Consider the following 24,283-nt stretch of genomic DNA (forward strand, 5'->3'; position numbering starts at 1 on the left):
GGGGCCGGACCCCAGCACGTCCCAACCAGCACCAGCAGGACCAGAATCAAGGGAGATCCTCATGTCCGCTCGTACCCGCACCTCGGTGCGTCGCCGCCTGACCCTCGCCACCGTGGCGCTCACCTCGGTCGCGCTGTTCGCCTCGGCGTGCACCTCGAACACCCCGGAGGCCGAGGAGACGGGCGCCGCAGCCGCCCCCGTCGCCTCGTCCGACAACGACGCGTCGGGCGACAAGGTCGTCATCGGGTTCTCGGCCCCCGCGGCGGACCACGGCTGGATGGGTGCCATCACCAAGGCCGCCCAGGCCGAGGCCGCCAAGTACCCCGACGTCGAGCTCAAGGTCGCCGAGGGCACCAACGACGTCAACCTCCAGATCAGCCAGATCGAGACGTTCATCAACGACGGCGTCGACGCGATCGTGATCCTGCCCTTCGACGGCGCCGCGCTGACCGAGGTCGCGACCGACGCCATGGAGGCCGGGATCACCGTCATCAACGTCGACCGCGAGTTCTCCAGCCCGTTCGCCGCCCGTGCCACCGTCCTCGGGGACAACTACGGCATGGGAGTCAGCGCCGGGACGTACATCTGCGAGCAGCTCGGGGACAACAAGGACGCGGTCGTCGCCGAGATCGCGGGCATCGACTCGCTGCCCCTGACCCAGGACCGCAGCAAGGGCTTCGCCGACGCGCTCGATGGCTGCGGGCTCGACGTGAGCAACCGTGTCGCGGCCGACTTCACGGTCCAGGGCGGCGAGCAGGCAGCGTCCAACCTCCTGCAGGCCGCACCCAAGATCGACGCGATCTGGAACCACGACGACGACCAGGGCATCGGCGTCCTCTCCGCGATCGACGCGGCGGGCCGTGACGAGTTCTTCATGGTCGGCGGGGCCGGCTCGAAGGACGTCATGGAGGACATCAAGGCGGGCGACACGGTCCTGCAGGCCACGGTCGTCTACCCGTCCACGCAGGCCGCCGACGGCATCAAGCTCGCCCGACTCGCCGTCCAGGGCAAGTCGATGAGCGACCTCGCCTCGATGGGCGTGCCCCGTCAGATCCAGCTCTACGCGCCCGTCGTGACCAAGGACAACGTCGACGAGTACCTGCCGTCGGCCTTCGAGTCCTGAGCACGCACTCCTCGACGTCGCGGGCGGGGCGCTGCGCCCCGGCCGGTGCCCCGCCTGCGCCGTCCACCACGAAAGGAAGTGCCTGAGATGGCAGAAAACGGTCACCCGACCCTCGGGATCGGCATGGTCGGGTACTCGTTCATGGGGGCTGCCCACTCGCAGGGATGGCGCACCGCACCGCGGTTCTTCGACCTGCCGCTCGCGCCCGAGATGCGCGTGCTGGCGGGCCGCGACGCCACCGCGGTCACGGCGGCAGCGCACAAGCTCGGCTGGCGCGACGTCGAGACGGACTGGCGCAAGCTCGTGGCGCGCGACGACGTCGACCTGGTCGACATCTGCACCCCCGGCGACACGCACGCCGAGATCGCGATCGCGGCGCTCGAGGCGGGCAAGCACGTGCTGTGCGAGAAGCCGCTGGCCAACACGGTCGCCGAGGCCGAGCTCATGGTCGCCGCGGCCGAGGCCGCGGCCGAGCGCGGCGTGCTCTCCACGGTGGGCTTCACCTACCGTCGGGTCCCCGCGGTCCAGCTCGCGCGACAGCTCGTCGTCGACGGCCGGATCGGCACGATCCGCCACGTGCGCGCCCAGTACCTCCAGGACTGGATCGCCGACGAGAGCGTCCCGCTCTCGTGGCGCCTCGACAAGACCAAGGCGGGGTCCGGGGCGCTCGGCGACATCGGGGCCCACATCATCGACCTCGCGCAGTTCATCACGGGCGAGTCGATCACCGGGGTCTCGGGCATCCTCGAGACGTTCGTGGACGAGCGACCGGTCGCGACCGGGTTCTCGGGCCTGTCCGGGACCGCCGGCACCGAGAAGGGCCCCGTCACGGTCGACGACGCCGCGGTCTTCCTCGCGCGGCTCACGGGCGGCGGGCTCGGGGTCTTCGAGGCCACGCGCTTCGCCTACGGTCGCAAGAACGCGATCCGCCTCGAGGTCAACGGCTCGCGCGGGTCCGTGGCGTTCGACTTCGAGGACATGAACGTCCTGCACTTCTTCGACGCGTCCGACGACCCGCAGGTCGCGGGCTTCCGGCGGATCGTCGTGACCGAGCCGCAGCACGCGTACATCGCGAGCTGGTGGCCCGCCGGGCACGGCCTCGGCTACGAGCACGCGTTCACGCACCAGGCCGTCGACCTGGTGCGCGACGTCGCGGCCGGCACCCAGCCCACCCCGTCCTTCGCGGACGGCCTCGCCGTCCAGCGGATCCTTCACGCCGTCGAGCGCAGTGCTGCGTCCGACAGCGACTGGCAGCAGGTCTAGAGAGGAGGTCGACCGCCCCGCCACCGGCGGGGGAGCCACGTGGAACGTGGTGCGAGATGCCCGGCGGAGCAGGTCCGTCGCCGGTGACGACGGGTCATGGCCGATGCCGTCGTCGCCCCGGAGCGCAGCACCCTTGTCCCATCATCACAAGGAGTCCTTGGTGAGAAACGTGCTCTGGAGAGCACCGCGCGCAACGATGCGCACGGTCGCGGCCGTCGCCGCTACCGCGGTGGCCCTCCCACTGTCCATGGCCACCGGGGCGGCGGCCTTCGCCGCCGCGCCCGCAGCCGCCCTCAGCTCCGTCCAGCCCGCCGCGTCCGTCGCGGCAGCCCCGGAGGCCGCCGCGGCGCCCTTCGACGCCCTGATCTTCTCCAAGACCGCCGGGTTCCGGCACGACGCCATCCCGGCCGGTATCGCGGCCATCGAGAAGCTCGGGACCGAGAACGGCTTCACGGTCGACGTCACCGAGGACGCGGGTGCCTTCACCGACGAGAACCTCGCGCAGTACGAGGTCGTGATCTGGCTCTCGACGACCGGCGACGTGCTCAACACCGACCAGCAGGGCGCGTTCGAGCGGTACGTCGCGAACGGCGGCGGCTACGCGGGCGTGCACGCGGCGTCCGACACCGAGTACGACTGGCCCTGGTACGGCGGCCTCGTGGGCGCCTACTTCTCGGGTCACCCGCAGAACCAGGACGCCACGATCAAGGTCGAGGACGGGGTCCACCCCTCGACCGCGCACCTGCCCTCGCGGTGGGACCGGCACGACGAGTGGTACAACTTCCGCACGAGCCCGCGCGACACGGTCCACGTGCTCGCGAGCCTCGACGAGACGTCCTACGACGCGGGCAGCGCCAAGATGGGCTCCGACCACCCGATCGCGTGGTGCCAGACCTACGAGGGTGGCCGCTCCTGGTACACGGGCGGCGGGCACACCCAGGCCAGCTACACCGAGCCGAACTTCGTCGAGCACCTGCTGGGCGGCATCCAGACCGCCGCGGGCGTCGTCGACTCCGACTGCAACGCGACGCAGAGCGCGAGCTTCGAGCGCGTCGCGCTCGACGAGGACACGAGCAACCCCATGATGCTCGACGTCGCCCCCGACGGCACGGTGTTCTACGCCGAGCGTGACGGGCGCGTCCGCCGCATCGACCACGACGCCAACGTCACGACGACGGCGCTCACCCTGGGCGTGACGCAGGCCAACGAGGACGGTCTCCTCGGACTCGTCCTCGACCCGGACTTCGGGGAGAACGGTTGGCTCTACGCCTACTGGTCCCCGGCGAACGCGGGGGCGGACGGTCCGCACAACCGGATCTCACGCTTCACGTACGACCCGGCCGCCAAGACGTTCGACCTCGCGAGCGAGAAGAAGCTCCTGACCGTGACGACGCAGCGGGACACGTGCTGCCACGCGGGCGGCGACATGATCTTCGACGAGGACGGCAACCTGATCCTCGCGACGGGCGACAACACCAACCCGTTCGAGTCGGGCGGCTTCACGCCGACCGACGAGCGTGCGGGGCGCAAGAACTTCGACGCCCAGGGCACGTCGGCGAACTCGAACGACCTGCGCGGCAAGGTGCTGCGCATCACGCCGCAGGACGACGGGACGTACACGGTCCCCGAGGGCAACATGTTCGCCCCGGGCACGGACAAGACCCGCCCCGAGATCTACGCCATGGGCTTCCGCAACCCGTTCCGGATCGGGATCGACCCCGCCTCGGGCAACGTCCTGGTCGGTGACTACGGTCCCGACTCGGGGGCGGCCGACCCGGCCCGCGGCCCTCGCGGCGCGGTCGAGTGGAACGTCGTGAGCGAGCCGGGCTTCTACGGCTGGCCGTACTGCACGGGCGCCAACACGTCCTACGTCGACTTCAACTTCGCGACCGGCCAGTCCGGTGCGTCGTTCGACTGCGCGGCGGGCACGACCAACGACTCGCCCAACAACACGGGCATCCAGAAGCTGCCGGCCGCCACGCCTGCCGAGATCTGGTACACCGGCGCGGCCAACCCGCAGTTCCCCGAGATCGGTGGCGGCGGCGCGCCCATGGGCGGCCCCGTGTACGAGTTCGACCCCGAGCTCGACTCCGACGTGAAGTGGCCCGCGTACTGGGACGGCAAGGCGCTGTTCGGCGAGTGGAACCACGGCACGATGTTCTCGATCCAGCTCGACGGCGACAAGCGTGACCAGATCGTCGACATCAACCGGGTGCTGCCGGGCGTGCTCGACCCGTCCAACGGGTTCGACCGTCCGATGGACTTCGACTTCGGTCCCGACGGCGCGCTGTACGTGATCGACTGGGGCTCGGGCTTCGGCGGCAACAACGACTCGAGCGCGGTCTACAAGGTCAACTACGTCCAGGGTGACCCGTCGCCCATCGCGCACGCCCAGGCGGACGTGACGAGCGGCTCCGCGCCCCTGACGGTCCAGTTCTCCTCGGAGGGCACCCGCCACCCGGCGGGCGAGCCCATCTCGCTGCAGTGGACGTTCGGCGACGGCTCCGCGCCCTCGACCGAGGCGAACCCGACCCACACCTACACCGAGAACGGCTCCTACACGGCGCAGCTCACGGTGAGCGACTCCGACGGCAAGCTCGCGGTCGCGAACGTCACGATCGTCGTGGGCAACCAGGCACCCGTGGTGAAGATCGAGTTCCCGGACAACGGCGGGTTCTTCGAGTGGGGCGACCAGGTCCGCTACCGGATCACGGTCGACGACCCCGACGGCGAGGTCGACTGCTCCACCGTGGCGCTGCGCACCTCGCTCGGCCACGACTCGCACGCACACCCCATGGAGGAGCTGTACGGCTGCGAGGGCGTGCTCCAGACCGCTCGCGACGAGGGGCACGGCATCGAGTCGAACATCTTCTGGGTCATCGAGGGCTCGTACACGGACGACGGCGGCGACGCCGGCGTGCCCCTCACGGGCAACGCGCTCCAGGTGCTCCAGCCCAAGCGCGTCCAGTCGGAGTTCTACACCTCGACCGGTCGTGAGACCTCGATCGGCACCGGCGGCACCCCCGGCGTCCAGAAGGAGACCACCTCGGACTCCGCGGGCGGCGGTCAGAACCTGGGCTACATCGAGCCCGGTGACTGGTGGGCGCACGCGCCCGTGAGCCTGGCCAACGTCGAGGCGATCAGCCTGCGCGTGGCCTCGCCCAACGCGAACGGCGTGGTCTCGCTGCGCTGGGACGCGGCGGACGGCCCCGAGATCGGCCGGATCACCGTGCCGAGCACGGGCGACTGGCAGGTCTACCGCGACGTGTCGACGCAGCTGACGAACGTGCCGGAAGGCAGCGGGACGCTCTACTTCGTCCTGCTCTCGGGCGGCATCAACGTCAACTGGATGGACATCGAGGGGCGCGGCGTGACGGACAACATCCGTCCCGACGTCGAGCTCGACGTGCCCACCCTGGTCGGTCCGGCGCCGCTCACGGTCACCGCGACCGCGACGGGCTCCGACCCCGACGGCGAGGCGTCCGACCTGGTCTACGCGTGGGACGACGGGCTGGGCGGCGGGTTCGTCGACGGCGGTCCCGAGTTCTCGCACACGTACACGGCCGCGGGCACCTACCGGCTCCAGGTCCGCGTGACCGACGCCGGTGGCGCCTACACGGTCAAGTACGTGAACATCAAGGTCAACGAGGCCGGTCCGGTCATGTGCTTCTCGGGCCGCTCGGACGACTTCACGGGCACCGCGGTGGACGAGGACCGCTGGTCCACGATCATCCGTCGGGACCAGAAGCTCGCGGTCGCGGACGGTCACCTGGTGATCCCCGCGAGCAAGGCGGACTTCTACGGCCAGGGCGAGGGACCGGTGTCCAACATCGTCCTGCAGGACCTGCCCTCGGGCCCGTGGACGGCGACCACCAAGGTCACCTTCCCGGCACGCGCGCAGTACCAGCAGGCCGGTCTGCTCCTGTGGGGCGACGGGGACAACTACGCCAAGATGGTCATCCAGGGCCGTGGGACAGGGGCCGACCCGAACTCGCGCGTCTTCCAGTTCATCCGCGAGGAGAACGGCGCGCCGAACGAGGTCGCCGCGTCCAACGTGAACATCACGACGGACTTCCCGGACACGTTCTACGTGCGCTACACGAGCGACGGGTCGAACCTGCGGGCGTACTACTCGGCCGACGGCCTGGACTTCACGGCCATGTCCGAGACCAAGTCGCTGCACGGGCTCGTGAACCCGAAGATCGGGCTCGTCGCGTTCGCGAACGACGGATCCGTCCCGGACGTGGTCGACGCGAAGTTCGACTGGTTCCACATCACGCCGGACGACACGGCCACCGCGGCCGGGCCGGACGACGAGTTCGAGGGGACGTCGCTCGACGGCTGCCGCTGGAACAGCGTGGTCCGTCCTGACGCGTCGGGCCTGCGGGTGGCCGGTGGCAAGCTCGAGATCGACACGACGCCCACGGACATCTACGGCACGGGCAACACCGACGTGCCGAACATCGTCCTGCAGGACCAGCCCGCCGGTGACTGGACCGTCGAGACCACGGTCGACGGCTCGACGTTCGACCAGCAGTACCAGCAGGGTGGTCTGATCCTCTACGGCGACGACGACAACTACGTCAAGCTGGACTTCATCACGAAGAACCAGCCGGGCGCGGCGGTCGACCGTGGGATCGAGATGCGCAGCGAGGCCGGTGCGACCGTCCTCAACCCGCAGCCCAACGTCAACAGCCTGACGCAGGGCGTCTGGTGGCTACGTCTGGCCAAGGTGGGTACGACCTACACGGGTTCGTACAGCGCCGACGGCGTGACGTGGACCGAGATGGCCGAGAAGGTCACCAACCCGAGGCTGGCGGACGCGAAGATCGGTCTGTACGCCCTGGGCGCGGGCCAGCAGGCCTCCGCGACCGCGACCTTCGAGCACTTCAAGGTCGTGGGCCCGGCAGCCGAGCCGCTCACGGTGAGCGGGTCGCTCGACCCGGCCTCGCCGTCGGGCGCGAACGGCTGGTGGACCGGTCCGGTGACCGTCACGGTCGCCACGACGGGTGGCGCGGCGGGCCAGCAGGTCTACCGCGAGTACCAGCTCGACGGCGGCGCGTGGGCCGAGTACACGGCCCCCGTGGTCGTGTCGGCCCCGGGCGAGCACACGCTCAAGGTGCGGGCCTCGGCCGGCACCGAGAACGTGACGGGCGCCGACGTGGTGGTCAGGATCGACACCGACGGCCCGAGCGTGGCGGCGACGCTGCGCGAGGACCGCACGGTCGAGGTGGTCGCCACGGACGCCGTCTCGGGCGTCGCCTCGGTCGAGTACTCGCTCGACGGGACGACCTGGGCCGCGTACGACGCCCCGGTCGCCGTCGGTGACGAGGCCGTGACGTTCGGCTACCGCGCGAGCGACCTGGCCGGGAACGTCACGACGCAGTCGGTCGACGTGCCCGCCGGCGAGACCGTCCCCGTGACGGTCTCGGCAGCCCCCAAGTGCGTCGCGAACCGCGTGACGCTCGCGGTCACGGCCGTGAACTCGGGCGACGCCCCGGTCACGATCGTGGTCCGCTCGGCCTACGGCACCAAGACCTTCACGGGCGTCGCGGCGGGCAAGTCCGCCCACCAGTCGTTCGCGACCCGTGCGGCGTCGATCGGCGCCGGACAGGTCACGGTCACCGCGACGGACGCCGAGGGGAGGACCACCACCTACACGGTCGACCACGCCGCGGCGAGCTGCGGCTGACCGGCCCCGGTGAGGTCGTGGCGACCACGCCGCGACCTCACCGGCAACGACCGGTGTGCCGTGGAGCGTCGACCGACGAGTGCTGACGAGGGCCCTTCGGCCGGGACCTCGCCAGCATGGTCGAAGGCCGCGCACACCCGGGTGCTCCCGGGGCGACGACGCGAGTCGGCGTCCCGGGAGCACCGGCCCCCGGCACCGGAACCCCGGTGCTCCGGCCGGTGCCGGGAGCCACCCCCTTCCGGGGGACGGACCGAACCGCCCGCAGGACTCGCGTCCCGCGGGCGAGCACGACCGCACGTCCACGCACGACCGCACGTCCAGCAGTACCGTTCGGCCCACCGGGCCGCGCAGCCCGACGCACGACCCTTCTTCACGACGAGGTGATGAGCGACATGACTCAGCAGGAGAACCGGCACCCCGGTCCCGACCGGGCGCGCACCCCGCGCCCTCGCGCCCGCTCGGGCCCCCTGACCCGCGCCCTCGGGCGCGTGCGCACGGCCGCGGCCGCCGGCATGGCCCTGCTGCTCGGGACGCTGCTCGCGACCGTGCTCGGCGCGGTCCCCGCGAGCGCGCACGGAGGCGACATCATCCTGTCGATCGGCGGTGACGGCGCCGGTGGCATCTCGGTCAACGTCACCTACAAGACGGACGGGCACCCGGTCGAGGCGATCGTCGACGTCATGGTGACGGCGGTGTCCGACGCCGGGACGGAGATCGGCCCCCTCCAGCTCTCGTCGGCCTCCGAGGGCGTGGGCTGGTACACGTCCGCCCCCGACGTCCTGACCGACGGCCACTGGACCGTGACCGCGACGACGACCACGCCCGTCGCGACGACCGCGACCTCGCAGATCGACGTGGTCCCGCCGCCCGCCGCGCCCGCGCCCGATCCCGCGCAGGACGGCGGCCAAGACGGCGTCGAGGGCGACGGCTCGGGGGAGGGCACCTCGGCCGCGGGGGCGGACGAGGAGGGATCAGGGATCCCGACGACGGCGCTCGCCGTGGGCGGCGCGGTCCTGCTCCTCGCAGCGGGGGCCGTGCTCGTGGTCCGTCGCCGCGCGACGGCCGCCAGGCGTCCCTGAGCCCGCGCACCCACCGGGCCCCAGCGAACCACCCAGACCTCCCGAACCACGGGCGTCGGAACGAAGGAGACATCGACATGGCACGACCCATCACCCTGTTCACCGGCCAGTGGGCCGACCTGCCCTTCGAGGAGGTCGTGAGACTCGCCTCGGGCTGGGGCTACGACGGCCTGGAGATCGCCTGCTGGGGCGACCACCTGGACCCGTGGCGCTGGGACGACGAGGAGTACGTCGCGGGCAAGCTCGCGCTGCTCGAGGCGCACGGGCTGAAGGTCTACGCGATCTCGAACCACCTCAAGGGGCAGGCGGTGTGCGACGACCCGATCGACCAGCGGCACCGGGACATCCTGTCGGACCGTGTGTGGGGCGACGGCGACCCCGAGGGCGTGCGGCAGCGCGCTGCCGAGGAGATGAAGAACACCGCGCGACTTGCGGCGAAGCTGGGCGTCGAGACCGTGGTCGGCTTCACGGGCTCGTCGATCTGGAAGTACGTCGCGATGTTCCCGCCGGCGTCCCAGGACATGATCGACGCGGGCTACCAGGACTTCGCGGACCGCTGGAACCCGATCCTCGACGTGTTCGACGAGGTCGGGGTCCGCTTCGCCCACGAGGTGCACCCGAGCGAGATCGCGTACGACTACTGGACCACGGTGCGCACGCTCGAGGCGATCGGGCACCGCAAGGCGTTCGGCCTCAACTGGGACCCGAGCCACATGGTGTGGCAGGACCTGGACCCGGTCGGGTTCCTGTGGGACTTCCAGGACCGGATCTACCACGTGGACTGCAAGGACACCAAGAAGCGCATGCACAACGGTCGCAACGGGCGGTTGGGGTCGCACCTGGCGTGGGCGGACCCGCGCCGTGGGTGGGACTTCATCTCGACCGGCCACGGCGACGTGCCGTGGGAGGACGCCTTCCGGATGCTCAACAGCATCGGGTACGAGGGGCCGATCTCGGTCGAGTGGGAGGACGCGGGCATGGACCGGCTCGTGGGTGCGCCCGAGGCGCTGGCCTTCGTCAAGCAGTACGCGTTCGAGGCTCCTGAGGCCGCGTTCGACGCGGCGTTCTCGACCAAGGAGTAGTCCCGGAGCTCACCGTGAGGGCGTCCTCCCACCCGGGAGGGCGCCCTTCGGCGTGCGCGACGCGGCGCCGGTGACAGAGGCTGCGGGGTCGTCCTGGGGCGCGTCCGAGGCGCCGTCCTGCGGCCCGCAGGGCGCGGTGCTGTGGCGGGCGGGAGACGGTATGCCGCGGAACGACGGGCCTCGGCAATTGTTTAACCGATGGAGTTACTAAACGGTGACATCTAACATTCGGCTTTTGCTTGACCCTCGACATAAGTCCCCCTACGGTATGGGACATGCGAGCCGAAGAAGTCGCGCGAGACCACGGGGCCATCGACGCCCTCACCACCAGGACGGAGCCGTCCGACCTGAACGGCCGAGCCGTTCTGGGGGCCGCGACCACCCCCGTCCCTGACCGTTCCGCGACCGACCTGCTGCCCAGTCGCCTGCCCGCCGCGGGCTACCGCGCGGGGATCATCGGCACCGGCTTCATCGGCGAGGTCCACGCCCGTGCGATCCGCACCGCCGGGGGAGAGCTCGTCTCGGTCGCCGGGATCGACCCCGACGTCGCCCGCGAGGCAGCAGCCGACCTCGGCGCCCAGGGCTACGCGGCCACCGCGCAGGAGCTCATCGACGACCCGGACATCGACGTCGTGCACGTGTGCACCCCCAACTTCCTGCACGTGCCCCTCGCGACCGCGGCGCTCGCGGCCGGCAAGCACGTGGTGTGCGAGAAGCCCCTCGCCACCGACCTCGCCGGCGCCGTCGCGCTCGCCGAGCTCGCCGCGCGGGCCTCCGCCGCCGACGGCCGCGTCGCCGTCGTGCCCTTCGCCTACCGCTTCCACCCCATGGTGCGCGAGGCGCGCGAGCGGGTCCGCAGCGGTGCGCTCGGCACGATCAGCCTGGTCCACGGGTCCTACCTCCAGGACTGGCTGCTGCGCGCGAGCGACGACAACTGGCGCGTCGACCCCGCGCTCGGCGGGGCCAGCCGCGCGTTCGGCGACATCGGCTCGCACTTCTGCGACCTCCTGGAGTTCACGACCGGCCAGCGCATCGTGCGCCTCGTGGCGCAGACCGCGACCGTCAACGCCGAGCGGCTCGGCGCCGACGGGCGGCCCACCGCGGTCCGCACCGAGGACGCCGTGACGCTCCAGTACGAGACCGACGGCGGAGCGCTCGGCTCGGCCGTCATCAGCCAGGTCTCGGCCGGCCGCAAGAACCGCCTCTTCCTCGAGATCTCCGGCTCGGAGTCGACCCTCGCGTTCGACCAGGAGGCCCCCGAGAGCCTCTGGGAGGGCCGCCGTGACACGAGCCGGCTGCTCGTCCGCGACCCCGGCGCCCTCGCGCCCGCAGCCGCGCGCTACTCCCGGCTCCCCGCAGGACACCCCCAGGGATACCAGGACTGCTTCAACGCTCTCGTCGGCGACACCGCCGCAGCCATCGCCGGGCCCACGCCCGACGGGCTGCCCACGTTCGCCGACGGTCTCCGGGCCGCTCACCTCGCCGAGGCCGTGGCCCGTTCCGCACGCACCGGCACCTGGGTGGAGGTAGAGGCATGACAGCACCGACGGCGGGCGAGGGCGCGAGCGCGCCCCTCCTGCGGCTGCGGGGCATCGGCAAGGTCTTCTTCGGCAACTCGGTCCTGCGCGGCATCGACCTCGACGTGCGACCCGGCGAGGTCCACGCCCTCGTCGGGGAGAACGGCGCGGGCAAGTCCACGCTCATGAAGATCATCGCCGGGGTCCACCAGCCCGACGCGGGCACCATGGAGCTCGACGGCGCGCCCGCGACGTTCGCGTCCCCGCTCGCGGCGCAGGCCGCCGGGGTCTCGACCGTCTTCCAGGAGTTCAACCTCCTGCCCGAGCGCACGGTCGCGGAGAACGTGTACCTCGGGCGTGAGCCGCGCCGGTTCGGGATCGTCGACGCCCGACGCATGGCCCGCGACACCGACGCGCTGCTCGCCGACCTCGGCCTGCACGGCCTCGCGTCGTGGATGCGCGTCGGGTCGCTGTCGGTGGCCGAGCAGCAGATCGTCGAGATCGTCAAGGCCGTATCCTACGACGCCCGCATCATCTCGATGGACGAGCCGACCGCGGCGCTCGCCGACCAGGAGGTCGAGCTGCTCTACGCGCTCGTCACCCAGCTCCGCTCGCGCGGCGTCGCGATCCTCTACGTCTCGCACCGCCTCAAGGAGATCTTCGACCTCTGCGACACCATCACGGTCCTCAAGGACGGCGACTTCGTCCTGACGACCGCGACGGCCGACATCAGCCCGGACCAGCTCGTGCGGACCATGGTCGGCCGCGAGTTCGCGGGCTACTACCCGGACAAGGACCCGGGCACGGTGCCCGGCGAGGTCAAGCTCGCGCTCTCGGGCGCCGGGAACACCCAGGTCGACGGCATCGACCTCGAGGTCCGCGCCGGGGAGATCGTGGCGCTCGCAGGGCTCCAGGGCAGCGGGCGCACCGAGATCGCGCACGGCGTGTTCGGCGTCGCCCCCTTCACGCGGGGGGCGGTCCAGCTCGACGGCAGGCCCGTCACGGTCACCTCCGCACGCGAGGCCGTCCGCCTCGGGCTCGCGCTCGTGACCGAGGACCGCAAGGCCGAGGGCCTGGCCCTCGAGCAGTCGATCTCCGCGAACGCGCGGCTCGTGCTCGACGCCGTGACCCCCGGATCCTCCGACCGCCGCGCCAAGGCGATCCCCGGCATCCTGTCGTCGCTCGACCTGGTCTCGCGCTCCAAGGACGCCGAGGTCCAGTACCTCTCGGGCGGGAACCAGCAGAAGGTCGTCCTGGCCAAGTGGCTCGTGACCGAGCCGTCCGTCATCGTCCTCGACGAACCCACGCGCGGCATCGACGTCGGCGCCAAGCGTGCGGTGTACGACCTCATGCGCACCCTCACGGCCCGTGGGGTCGCGATCCTGCTCATCTCCTCGGAGCTCCCCGAGGTCGTCGCGATGGCCGACCGCATCCTCGTGATGCGCGACGGCCGCCTGGCCGGGGAGCTCCCCGCAGGCAGCGACGAGGAGACCATCATGGCGCTCGCGACCGGGGCGGGGGACACCTCCGAGCACGTCGAGGTCGACCTCTCCGCGCTCGACGTCCCCGTCGGCTCGACCATCCGACCACCCCGCCCCGCGCACAGCGACACCCTTCAGGAGGAGAAATGAGCACCGCGGTGAGCACCACCTCGCCCCGGGCAGGGAGCGCGACCTCCGGCCCCCGACGCCGCCGGCTCGGCTCGACGGGGATCGTCTACCTCGCGCTCGTGGGCATCCTGGTCGTCTCGGCCGGCCTCGTCGCGGCGCAGGGCGGCAGCTTCTTCAGCCAGGGGAACCTGTTCTACCTGCTGTCCCAGACGAGCCTGCTGGGCTTCGTCGCGATCGGCCAGACGTTCGTCATCCTGTGCAAGTCGCTCGACCTGTCGGTCGGGTACGTCGTGGCCTGGTCCTCGCTGGTCGCCGCCACCACGATGGCCGGCGACCCGTCGCGCATCTGGCTCGGTGTGGTGGCGGCGCTCGCGGTCGCCGCGGGCGTCGGGCTCGTCAACGGGCTCGTCATCTCGAAGCTCCGCGTGAACTCGTTCATCGCGACCCTCGGCGTCGGCCTCATCATCAAGGGCTACCTCGACACGCAGTTCAAGGGTCCGTCGGGCGAGGTCCCCAAGGCTTTCCAGGGGTTCGGGTACACGCGCATCGGCCCGGTGCCCGTCTCGGTCATCGTGCTCGCGGTGGTCATGGTGCTCGGCGTCGTGCTCCTGACCCGTACCCGCCCGGGCTATCACATGTTCGCGGTGGGCGGGAACATCGACGTCGCCCGCCTCTCGGGGATCCGCACGGACCGGTCGATCATCCTGGCCCACGTCCTGTGCTCGCTGTGCGCGGGGGTCGCCGGCCTCCTGATCGCGGCACGTTTCGGCACGGGCAACGCCCTGGTCTACACCTACGGCTACGACCTCAACTCGATCGCGGCCGTGGTGCTCGGCGGGACGCTGCTCATGGGAGGCCGCGGCTCGATCCTCGGCACCATCGCGGGCGTCCTGATCCTCGCCTCGCTCGACACGGTGTTCAACGTGCTCGACGTCAGCCCGTTCTTCAAGGACGTCCTGCGCGGCGCGATCATCATCGCCGCGGTCGCCATGTACGCCCGCCGTCAGATCGACCCCGCGAGCAGCAGGGCGAGGTTCCGCGCGCTGGCGCAGTCGGTCCGCCCGGGCTCCGGCCCGGCGGGGCGAGCGCCCGCAGCGGACCCCCAGAACCCGTCCGCCACGACCGGCAAGGAGGCCACCCGATGAGCGAGAGCACGTCTGCGACACGCCCCGGCGGCACGCAGGCCGCCCCACGGAACAGCTTCTCCGGCTGGGTCCGGCGCGTCACCTCGGGCAGCACCTGGACCGTCTACGCGCTGCTGATCGTGGTGTTCGTCGCGATCCTCGTGATGAACCCGTCGTTCGGCGAGCCCATGTCGCTCATGGCCTTCCTCAAGAAGGCAGCGCCGCTCATCGTGCTGGCGATCGGGCAGTACTTCGTCATCGTGTCGGGGGAGTTCGACCTCTCGGTCGGCTCGCTCGTCGGGGCACAGGTCGTCATCGCGGCCAAGCTCATCGACGGCGAGGACTCCATGACCTGGCCCGTGATCGGTCTCATGGTCCTGTTCGGCCTGGCGGTCGGTCTCGTCAACGGCCTGATCGTCACGCTCCTCAAGGTCCCGTCGTTCATCACGACGCTCGGCATGATGCTCGTGCTCTACGGCGCGATCCGGCTCTGGACCGGCGGGGCGCCCACGGGGTCCCTCACGGACGGCTTCCGCCAGTGGGGCCGGGGCGGCCTGCCCGACACCCCGGGGCAGTTCCAGGTCCCGTACGCGGTGCTCATCACGGTCGTGCTCGGCGTGATCGCGGTGGTCGTCATGCGGCGCCCGTTCGGACGCACGCTCGTCGCGACGGGCGACAACGACGTGGCCGCGGCGTTCTCGGGCGCCTCGGTCTGGTGGGTGCGTACGCGGGCCTTCCTGTTCTCCGGCTTCATGGCCACGGTCGCGGGCATCCTCATCGGCGGCTACGCCGGCGTGACGGCCCAGGTGGGCGAGGGGCTCGAGTTCATGGCCATCACCGCGGTCGTCCTGGGCGGTGTCGTCCTGGGCGGCGGCCGGGGTTCGGTGGTCGCGGCCATGGCCGGCGCCCTGACCCTCGAGGCCCTGTTCACGCTGTTCAACCAGCTCAGCCTGCCGTCGACGATCCGCCCGGCGGTCCAGGGCGTGATCATCATCGCCGCGGTGGCCTACGCCGCGATGCCGCGCCGGTCCAGGGCCGCTCCCACGGGCAGCCCGCACCCTCCCACCACCCCGGCAGGGGTCACCGAACCCACCGTCCCGAAGGAGCCCCAGCCAGCAGCGCCCTAGTCCTCCGGCCACCACCCGGAACGCCACACAGATCCGTCCCCGACAGACCGTCGCGAAGTCGCGACGGGCAGGACAACGAAGTCTTCCGATCACAGGAGAAGGAACATGCGACGCTCTCGAGTTCTCATGGCAGGGGCCGCGACCGCGGCCCTGCTGTTCACCGCTGCGTGCAGCACCGACGTGCCCGACGCCCCCGCCGGGGGCGAGACCGCTGCCGAGGCGGGGGAGGAGTCGAACGAGTCGGGCGCGAACAGCCAGTGGTTCGTGCAGGCCGACTACGACCGTCAGCTCGCGCAGCGCACCGCGGTCCCCGAGGGGCCGGGCGAGCAGCCGTGGCTGCAGGCGATCGACCCCGAGTACGTGGACACCGCGCAGTACAAGAAGGAGGGCGGCAAGAAGCTCTGCTTCTCCAACGCCTCGGTCTCCAACCCGTGGCGTGTCACGGGCTTCATCACGATGCAGCAGCAGGTCGAGGTCCTCAAGGCCTCGGGCGACATCTCGGAGTTCCGCGTCTCGGACGCCGCGGACGACGACAACAAGCAGATCTCCGACATCCAGGCGTTCGTCGAGGCCGGTGACTGCGACGCGATCATCATCTCGCCCTCGACCACGGCGACCCTGACCCCCGCGGTCGAGGCGGCGTGCGAGTCCGGCAAGCCGGTCATCGTGTTCGACCGCGGCGTCAACTCCGACTGCATGGTGACCTACATCCACCCGATCGGCGGCTACGCGTACGGCGCCGACGGCGCGGAGTTCCTGGTCGAGAACCTCGAGCCCGGCTCGAAGGTCCTCGCGCTGCGCATCCTGCCCGGTGTCGACGTGCTCGAGAACCGGTGGGCCGCAGCCGACAAGATCTTCTCCGAGAGCGACATCGAGGTCGTGGGCCAGGAGTTCACGGGTGGCGACGGCGCGAAGATCAAGGACATCGTGACGCAGTACCTGCAGCGCGGTGACGTGGACGGCATCTGGATGGACGCCGGCGACGGCGCCGTCGCGGCGGTCGAGGCGTTCGAGGACGCCGGCAAGCCCTACCCCGTGTTCATGGGCGAGGACGAGCTGAGCTTCATGCGCAAGTGGAAGGAGACGGACATGACCGCCCTGGGCGCCGTGTACTCCAACTTCCAGTGGCGCACCCCGATCCTCGCGGCCCAGATGATCTGGAACGGCGAGCAGGTCCCGGCCGAGTGGGTCCTGCCGCAGTCGCCCATCACGGGCGAGGACCTGGACGCCTACCTCGACGCCAACAAGGACATGCCCTCGCTGCACTACGCCAAGTTCGGTGGCGAGGACCTGCCGGGCTTCCCCGACGCGTGGACGGACCGCTGACCCGGTTCGCGTACCCCGCGCCAGACCCCGGCCGCTGACGTCGGGCTCGTCCCGGCGCCGCCGCCGGTAGCGGCCCGGCCGGTCTCCCGCTCTCCTCGGGGGACCGGTCGGCGCCCAGCATCACCTCGGGGCCCGACGACGGAGCCCACCTTCCCCGCGAAGGTGCGCTCCGGCGTCGGGCGCCCTGGGCAGCACTCCCACCGACGAAAGAGAGCACCGTGGCTCGCACGCGCCCCCTGGGGGTCAACACCTGGGTGTGGACCTCGCCCCTGACCGACGCCTCGTTGCGTGAGATCGCCCCGCGCGTCGCCGGCTGGGGGTTCGACGTCCTCGAGCTGCCCGTCGAGGACGTGACCGACTGGCACCCGCAGCAGACCGCGGGCGTCCTCGCGGACCTCGGCCTCGGCGCGTCGGTCTCGCTCGTCATGGGCCCGGGGCGCGAGCTCGTCGCGGCCGACGCCGGCACGATCCGCCGGACCCAGGACTACCTGCGCCAGGTCGTCGACATGGCGCACGCGGTCGGTTCCCGGGTCGTCGGGGGCCCTGCGTACGCGTCCGTGGGGCGCACCTGGCGGATGACCGCCGGTCAGCGCGAGGCCGCGAACGCCGAGCTGGTCGACCACCTGGCCCCCGTCGTCGAGCACGCGATGGCCGCCGGGGTGCGCATCGGGCTCGAACCGCTCAACCGCTACGAGACGAGCCTGGTCAACACGGTCGACCAGGGGCTCGCCCTCGTGGCCCCCCTTCCCTCGGAGGGGATCGGGCTCATGCTCGACATCTACCACATGAACATCGAGGAGACGGACCTGGCCGCCGCGGTGACGCGCGCCGGGGACCGGATCGCGCACGTGCAGGTCTGCGGCAACGACCGCGGCGCACCGGGCGCGGACCACCTCGACTGGACCGCGTTCCTCGGCGCGCTCGACGCGAGCGGCTACGACGGCTCGCTGTGCATCGAGTCGTTCACCGCCGACAACGCGACCATCGCGACGGCCGCCTCGATCTGGCGTCCGCTCGCCCCCACCCAGGACGCCATCGCTGTCGATGGCCTGGACTTCCTGAGAGGACTGATGCGCGGCTGACCGTTCGGTAGGTGCAGGACCGACGGCGCCGGCACGCCGTGGGACGACGTAACTCTTCACAGCACGTGCGGCCCCGTTCACCGACGAGCGGGGCACGGACTCTCGCCACGTGCCGACTGCCCTGGAGGCAAGACACATGAAGGCTGCGCGACTTCCCCTGCGGGGAAGAGCCGTCGCGGCGCTGACCATCGGAGCTCTGGCGTTCACTCTCGCGCCCGCGACCATGGCTGCCGCCCACGACGGACCACATGCTCCCGGTGACGACCGCAAGGTCCTCATCTTCACCAAGACGACCCAGTTCCGGCACTCCGAGGCGATCACGCAGGGCACCCCGGTGCTCGAGGCCGCGTTCGCCGACGTGGGCATCGCCTCGGACCACACCGAGGACTCCTCGGTCTTCACCGACGCGGGACTGGCCGAGTACGACGCCCTGGTGATGTTCCAGACGTCGGGCGACCCGTGGAACGCCGACCAGAAGGCTGCGCTCGAGCGCTACCAGCAGGCCGGCGGCGGCATCGTCGCGATCCACAACGCGACCGACATGCGCGGGAACTACGGCTGGTGGGACGACATGATCGGGGCGCTCATGCCCGGTCACGCCGCGACCGGCAACAGCCCCGGCCTGCCGGGCACGGTCCGTGTCGAGGACCGGGTCCACCCCTCGACGAGCCACCTCGACCAGCGCTGGAACCGCGCCGACGAGTGGTACAACTACTCGGCCAACGTCCGCGGCAGCGCGCACGTCCTCGCCACGATGGACGAGTCGACCTACGACGCCGGCGGCAACAAGATGGGCGCCGACCACCCGATCTCGTGGTGCAAGCCCTACGACGGCGGACGTGCCTGGATGACCGGCATGGGTCACTTCGGGGCGCACTTCACGGGCGAGCCGGACCTGGTCCAGCACATCGTGGGCGGCGTCCAGTGGGCGTCGGGCCAGGTGGCCGGCGACTGCGGCGGCACCGACTGGGGCCAGTTCGAGAAGGTCGCGCTCGACACCAACACGAGCGCACCGTTCGGCATGGACGTCGCGCCCGACGGCCGCGTGTTCTTCACCGAGCTCGTGCGCGGACAGATCCGCGTCTACGACCCGCGCACCCAGAACACCTCGACCGCGATCACCATCCCCGTGTACTCGGGCGGTGAGGACGGCCTGCTGGGCATCGCGCTGGACAAGGACTTCGCGACCAACGGGTACCTGTACCAGTACTACTCGCCGGCCTCGGCCGACGACACGAACCCGGAGAACTTCTTCAACCGGATCTCGCGCTTCACCGTGACCGACGGCGGTCCCGGTGGCACCGTGATCGACCCGGCCTCGGAGAAGGTCCTCATCGAGGTCCCGGCCGGGCGTCTGCCCGACGAGCCGGGCCACACGGGCGGCAGCCTGATCTTCGACGACCGCACCGGTGACCTGTACATCGGCGTGGGCGACGACGTGAACCCGCACTCCGAGCCCTCGGGCGGGTACGCCCCGCTCTCCGAGCGCGACGGCCGCCTGCACGACGCGCGCGCCACGTCGGCCAACACCAACGACCTGCGCGGCAAGGTGCTCCGCATCCACCCCGAGGCCGACGGCACGTACACGATCCCCGAGGGCAACCTGTTCGCCCCGGGCACCGACAAGACGCTGCCCGAGATCTACGCGATGGGCTTCCGCAACCCGTTCCGGTTCACGATCGACCCCGCCACGGGCAACCTCGGCGTGGCCGACTACTCCCCGGACAACGGGTCCGACAACCTCGCGAACCGCGGCCCCGCGGGCATCGCCGAGTGGAACTACATCCAGGAGCCGGGCTTCTTCGGCTGGCCCCTGTGCATGGGCAAGAACGAGCCCTTCCGTGACGTCGACTACCGCACCAACCCGGTCACGGTCGGCGCCAACTTCGACTGCGCGAACCCCGTCAACGACTCGATCCTCAACACGGGTCTGACGCAGCTCCCCGCGGCCCAGCCCGCGGACATGTACTACGGCTACCAGCGCACGTCGGCCCCCGGTGTCATCAACGCCGGCGGCGGGCTCGCACCCATGGGTGGCCCGTTCTACAGCTACGACGCCGACCTCGTGTCGGACACCAAGTTCCCCGAGTACTACGACGGCAAGCCCTTCTTCTACGAGTGGGCGCGCAACAAGATGTACTCGATCGACCTGAAGGACGCCACGCCCAAGGGCGCTGCTGTCGAGAAGGTCAACCCGTTCCTGTCGAACGAGCAGTTCCTCGCACCGATCGACTCGACGTTCGGCCCCGAGGGTGCGCTCTACGTGCTCGACTGGGGCGGCGGCTTCGGGCGTGACAACCCGAACTCGGGCCTGCACCGCATCGACTACATCTCCGGTTCGCGCTCCCCGGTCGCCAAGCCGGCCGCCACGCCGGACTCGGGCACGGCCCCGCTCACCGTCACGTTCGACGGCGCCGCGAGCACCGACCCCGAGAACGAGACGCTCACGTACGCGTGGGACTTCGACGGTGACGGCACGACCGACTCGACCGAGGCGGCCCCGAGCCACACCTACACCGCGAACGGCGTCTACGACGCCCGCCTCACGGTGAGCGACCCGTCGGGCAAGGTCGGTACCGCCACGGTCCCGATCACGGTCGGCAACACGCGCCCCGAGGTCGACTTCAACCTGCCGCCGACCGGGTCGTTCTTCGACTTCGGCGACCGGATCGACTGGGACGTCGAGGTCAGCGACGCCGAGGACTCCTCGATCGTCGACGAGAACGTCATCATCCAGCCGGCGCTCGGGCACGACGCCCACGCGCACCCCTCGGAGCCGCTCCACGGGACGACCGGCTCGGTCGAGACCGGCCTGGGCGGTGGCCACGGCGAGGACATGAACGTCTTCTACGTGCTCGACGCCCGGTACACCGACGGCGGCGGCGAGGGCGACGTGCCCGCGCTGACCGGCTCCGACACGACGCTGGTGTTCGGCAAGAAGCGTGAGGCCGAGTTCCAGACCGCCACCCAGGGCACGACCCAGCTCCCCAGCCGGGACGTCGAGGGCGGCGGGTCCGTCATCACGGGCAAGGACGGGGCCTGGTCCTCGTACGACCCGTTCAACCTCCACCAGATCAGCGCCCTGTCGCTGCGCGTCTCGGCAGCCCAGGCGGGCACCGTCGAGCTGCGTCGTGACGCTCCCGACGGCGAGCTGCTCGCCACGGCCTCCGTCCCGGAGACCGGGCTGGGTACCTTCACCGACGTGCGCGTCGACGTGGCGGACCCGGGCGAGAGCTTCACGCTGTACGTCGTGTTCCCCGGTGCGGGCGAGCGTCGCCTGAACTTCATCGAGGCGCACGGCAAGGGCATCTCGGCCACGACCCGTCCCGAGGTCGTCGTGACCGCTCCCGAGGCGGGCGTCCAGCTCGAGCAGGGCCCGATCACGGTCACCGCGGACGCGACCGACGCAGAGAACACGGTCACCCAGGTCGAGTTCTTCGTGAACGGCCAGTCGATCGGCACGGACACGTCCGCGCCGTACACGACGACGTGGAACGCCACGGCGGACAACTACTACAAGCTGACCGCGGTCGCCACGAACGACAAGGGGCTCACCACGAAGTCCCGCATCGTCATGGCGCAGGTCGGTGACCTGTTCGCCGGCATGAAGACCTTCACCAACGCGAACGGCACGTTCGAGCAGCTCTCCGAGGGCAAGTACCTCGTGAGCTCGGCGGGTGCCAACATGTGGCAGGGCACCGACGAGTACTCGGCCATCTACAAGGAGGCCGGCGCGGACGAGAAGTGGTCCGCGACGGTCAAGGTCAACAGCCAGGGCAACACCAACGGGTCCGCCAAGGCGGGTCTCATCGTCCGCAACGACGTGACGCAGCCGGGCAAGTCGCCGGGCTACGCGGCCCTGGGCATCCGCCCGAGCGGCGGCTTCGAGTGGCTGCGCGGCAACGCCGCGGGGCAGCTCGTGACCTCCTCGGCGGCCAGCTCGACGAGCTACCCCGCGTGGGTGCGGATCGAGCGCGACGGTGACCTGTACACCGCGTCGTGGAGCAAGGACGGCGAGAACTTCACCCAGATCGGCGACCCGGTGTCCCTGCCGGGAGCGGCGTCGGTCCAGGACGTCGGTCTCTTCGTGACGGCGCACAGCTCGAACCAGAGCGCGGTCGAGTTCCAGGACTTCTCGTTCGACGACGACCCTGTCGACCCGACCGAGCCCGGGACGGACACCCCGCCGCAGTGCGCGGCACAGAAGTCGGACGACTTCGACGCCGCGGACATCAACACCGGTCGCTGGACCGTGGTGCGCACCGCACCCGGGACGTCGATCACGGTCGCGGACGGCAAGGCGGTCCTGCCCGTCGTCCAGGGCGACATCAACGAGGCGGTCCCGGGCCCGATCAGCTACCTGGGCCAGCCGGCACCCGCCGGGGCGTGGGAGATCCAGACCAAGGTCGAGGTCCCGCTCGCACGGCACTGGCAGCACGCGGGTCTCCTCGTGCACGTGAACGACGACGAGTACACCAAGTTCGCGTTCACGAAGAACCAGAACGGCAACCGCTTCCTGGAGTTCCAGACCGAGACCGGCGGTGCGCGCACGTGGCACGGCCAGACGAACGTCGCCGCGGACTTCCCGTCGTCGGTGTACCTCAAGCTGACCTCCACGGGCACGGCCATCACGGCCGCGTACTCCGCGGACGGCCAGACGTGGACCGCGATCGCGGGCTCCGCCCCGGTCAAGGCGAACGCGACCTTCGGCGTCATCGCCGCGGGCGACACGGGGACGGCCGACTCGGTCGCCCTGGTCGACTGGTTCAAGGTCACGCCGGACTCCGAGGACGACGGCACCCGAGAGCCGTCCGACGAGTTCGACGGCACCGCGCTCGACGGCTGCCGCTGGAACGACGTGGTCCGCTACGACGCCTCGAAGGTCGAGGTCGCCGGTGGCGAGCTGCGCATCACCACGCAGCCGGGCGACATCAACAACACCAACCCGATCAGCCCGCGCAACTTCGTGCTCCAGGCAGCCCCCGAGGGCGACTGGGTCGCGGAGACGCGCTTCAAGGCACCGCTGCTGCACCGCTGGCAGTACGCCGGTCTGATGGCCTACGGCGACGACGACAACTACGTCAAGCTCGACGTGGTCGCCAAGAACCAGCCGGGCACCCCGCTCAACCTGGGTGCGGAGCTCGCGTCGGAGAAGAACGCGGCCTCGAGCGGCGGCAACCGCCAGCTCGAGATCGCCGACACGACCGAGTCGGGCTACTGGTACCTGCGCATGGAGAAGGTGGGCAGCACCTACCAGGGCTGGGTCAGCGACGGCGGGGTGAACTGGACGTCCCTCGGGGCGCCCGTCACCAACGACGCCGCACTGACGTCCTTCGGTCTCGTGGCCATCGGCCCCGAGCAGGAGGTCCCGGTCACGGTGGCGTTCGACTGGTTCCACGTCACCACGGGTGACGAGGACACGCAGGCACCGGTCGTGGCCGTCGCCCAGGACCCGGCAGCCGGCGCGTCCGGCTGGAACACCGGGGCCGTGACGGTCTCCGCGACCGCGACCGACGACGTCTCCGAGGCGCCGTCGATCGAGGTGAAGGTCGCGGGCGCCGACTGGGCCCCGTACACGGGCGCCATCGCGCTCACGGCGGGCGGCGAGCACTCGCTCGCCTTCCGCGCGAGCGACGAGGCCGGCAACGTGTCGCAGGAGGTCGTGCACGTGGTGAAGATCGACGCCACGGCACCGACCGCCACGGCCGAGCTGTCCGAGCGCACGGTCACCCTGGCCGGCGCGGACACCGGCTCGGGCCTCGCCCGGGTCGAGTACCGCCTCGCCGACACCCCCGCGGACGAGTGGCTCGAGTACACCGAGCCCGTCGTCGTCGGGGACGGGGCCGTCGAGGTCTCGTACCGCGCGGTCGACGTCGCCGGGAACGTGAGCGAGCCGCTCACCCTCTCGGTGCCGCCGGTCGAGGGCGGGGTCACGGCCGAGGTCGTGGCCAAGACCCAGTGCACGGCGGGCAAGGTGCTCGTCAACGTGCGGGTAGTCAACACCGACGACGCGCCCGCGACGATCAAGGTGAGCACGCCGTTCGGGACGAAGACCTTCACGGGTGTCGCCCCGGGCAAGTCCGCGTCGCAGTCGTTCGCCTCGCGCGCCACGTCGGTCGAGGCGGGTTCCGCCACGGTCGTCGCGACGATCGGGGACCGGACGTCGACGTACACGGTCGACTACGCGGCCGCGTCCTGCGGCTGATGCACGAACGGTAGGCGTCGCCCCCCAGGGGGCGGCGCCTGCCGCGCACGTCC

At 70.9% G+C, this 24,283-nt stretch carries 12 protein-coding genes; all 12 read left to right on the top strand.

The genetic code is table 11. From position 1 onward, the window contains the following. The first annotated feature begins 61 nt into the window (after positions 1 to 61). The 12 genes from JOD49_RS17415 (at position 62) to JOD49_RS17470 (ending at position 24,230) form a co-directional block, all read left to right on the top strand. Positions 62 to 1,123, top strand: a complete 1,062-nt coding sequence (locus JOD49_RS17415; RefSeq protein ID WP_205308290.1) for a substrate-binding domain-containing protein — start codon at positions 62 to 64, stop codon at positions 1,121 to 1,123. A gap of 87 nt (positions 1,124 to 1,210) precedes the next feature. After that, on the top strand, positions 1,211 to 2,386 hold the full coding sequence (locus JOD49_RS17420) for a Gfo/Idh/MocA family protein (RefSeq protein ID WP_205308291.1): 1,176 nt from the start codon (positions 1,211 to 1,213) through the stop codon (positions 2,384 to 2,386). A gap of 160 nt (positions 2,387 to 2,546) precedes the next feature. Then, complete coding sequence (locus JOD49_RS17425; protein ID WP_307822612.1) at positions 2,547 to 8,078, top strand: ThuA domain-containing protein; 5,532 nt, start codon at positions 2,547 to 2,549, stop codon at positions 8,076 to 8,078. Between the two features lie 383 nt (positions 8,079 to 8,461). Next, a complete protein-coding gene (locus tag JOD49_RS17430; protein ID WP_205308292.1) occupies positions 8,462 to 9,157 on the top strand; it encodes a hypothetical protein in 696 nt (231 codons plus the stop codon). 77 nt (positions 9,158 to 9,234) lie between these two features. Continuing rightward, positions 9,235 to 10,239, top strand: coding sequence for a sugar phosphate isomerase/epimerase family protein (locus JOD49_RS17435; RefSeq protein ID WP_205308293.1), 1,005 nt, complete (start codon positions 9,235 to 9,237; stop codon positions 10,237 to 10,239). 275 nt (positions 10,240 to 10,514) lie between these two features. After that, complete coding sequence (locus JOD49_RS17440; RefSeq protein ID WP_205308294.1) at positions 10,515 to 11,777, top strand: Gfo/Idh/MocA family protein; 1,263 nt, start codon at positions 10,515 to 10,517, stop codon at positions 11,775 to 11,777. After that, positions 11,774 to 13,387 carry a sugar ABC transporter ATP-binding protein gene (locus JOD49_RS17445; protein ID WP_205308295.1) on the top strand — a complete coding sequence of 538 codons (1,614 nt, stop codon included), beginning with the start codon at positions 11,774 to 11,776 and terminating at the stop codon, positions 13,385 to 13,387. Before JOD49_RS17440 ends, JOD49_RS17445 begins: the two co-directional genes overlap by 4 nt. Beyond that, a complete protein-coding gene (locus JOD49_RS17450) occupies positions 13,384 to 14,511 on the top strand; it encodes an ABC transporter permease (RefSeq protein WP_205308296.1) in 1,128 nt (375 codons plus the stop codon). The genes JOD49_RS17445 and JOD49_RS17450 overlap by 4 nt, the downstream gene beginning before the upstream one ends. Further along, positions 14,508 to 15,617: an ABC transporter permease gene (locus JOD49_RS17455; RefSeq protein WP_205308297.1), complete on the top strand. Its 1,110-nt coding sequence runs from the start codon at positions 14,508 to 14,510 to the stop codon at positions 15,615 to 15,617. The genes JOD49_RS17450 and JOD49_RS17455 overlap by 4 nt, the downstream gene beginning before the upstream one ends. Before the next feature lie 105 nt (positions 15,618 to 15,722). Continuing rightward, positions 15,723 to 16,943 (top strand): substrate-binding domain-containing protein, encoded by a 1,221-nt coding sequence (locus JOD49_RS17460; protein ID WP_205308298.1) that lies wholly within the window; start codon positions 15,723 to 15,725, stop codon positions 16,941 to 16,943. Positions 16,944 to 17,161: 218 nt separating this feature from the next. After that, positions 17,162 to 18,025: a sugar phosphate isomerase/epimerase family protein gene (locus JOD49_RS17465; protein WP_205308299.1), complete on the top strand. Its 864-nt coding sequence runs from the start codon at positions 17,162 to 17,164 to the stop codon at positions 18,023 to 18,025. A 109-nt stretch (positions 18,026 to 18,134) separates the two neighbouring features. Beyond that, positions 18,135 to 24,230 carry a ThuA domain-containing protein gene (locus JOD49_RS17470; RefSeq protein WP_205308300.1) on the top strand — a complete coding sequence of 2,032 codons (6,096 nt, stop codon included), beginning with the start codon at positions 18,135 to 18,137 and terminating at the stop codon, positions 24,228 to 24,230. Positions 24,231 to 24,283: the final 53 nt, after the last annotated feature.

The sequence above is a fragment of the Oerskovia jenensis genome, from assembly GCF_016907235.1.
GTDB lineage: Bacteria > Actinomycetota > Actinomycetes > Actinomycetales > Cellulomonadaceae > Oerskovia > Oerskovia jenensis.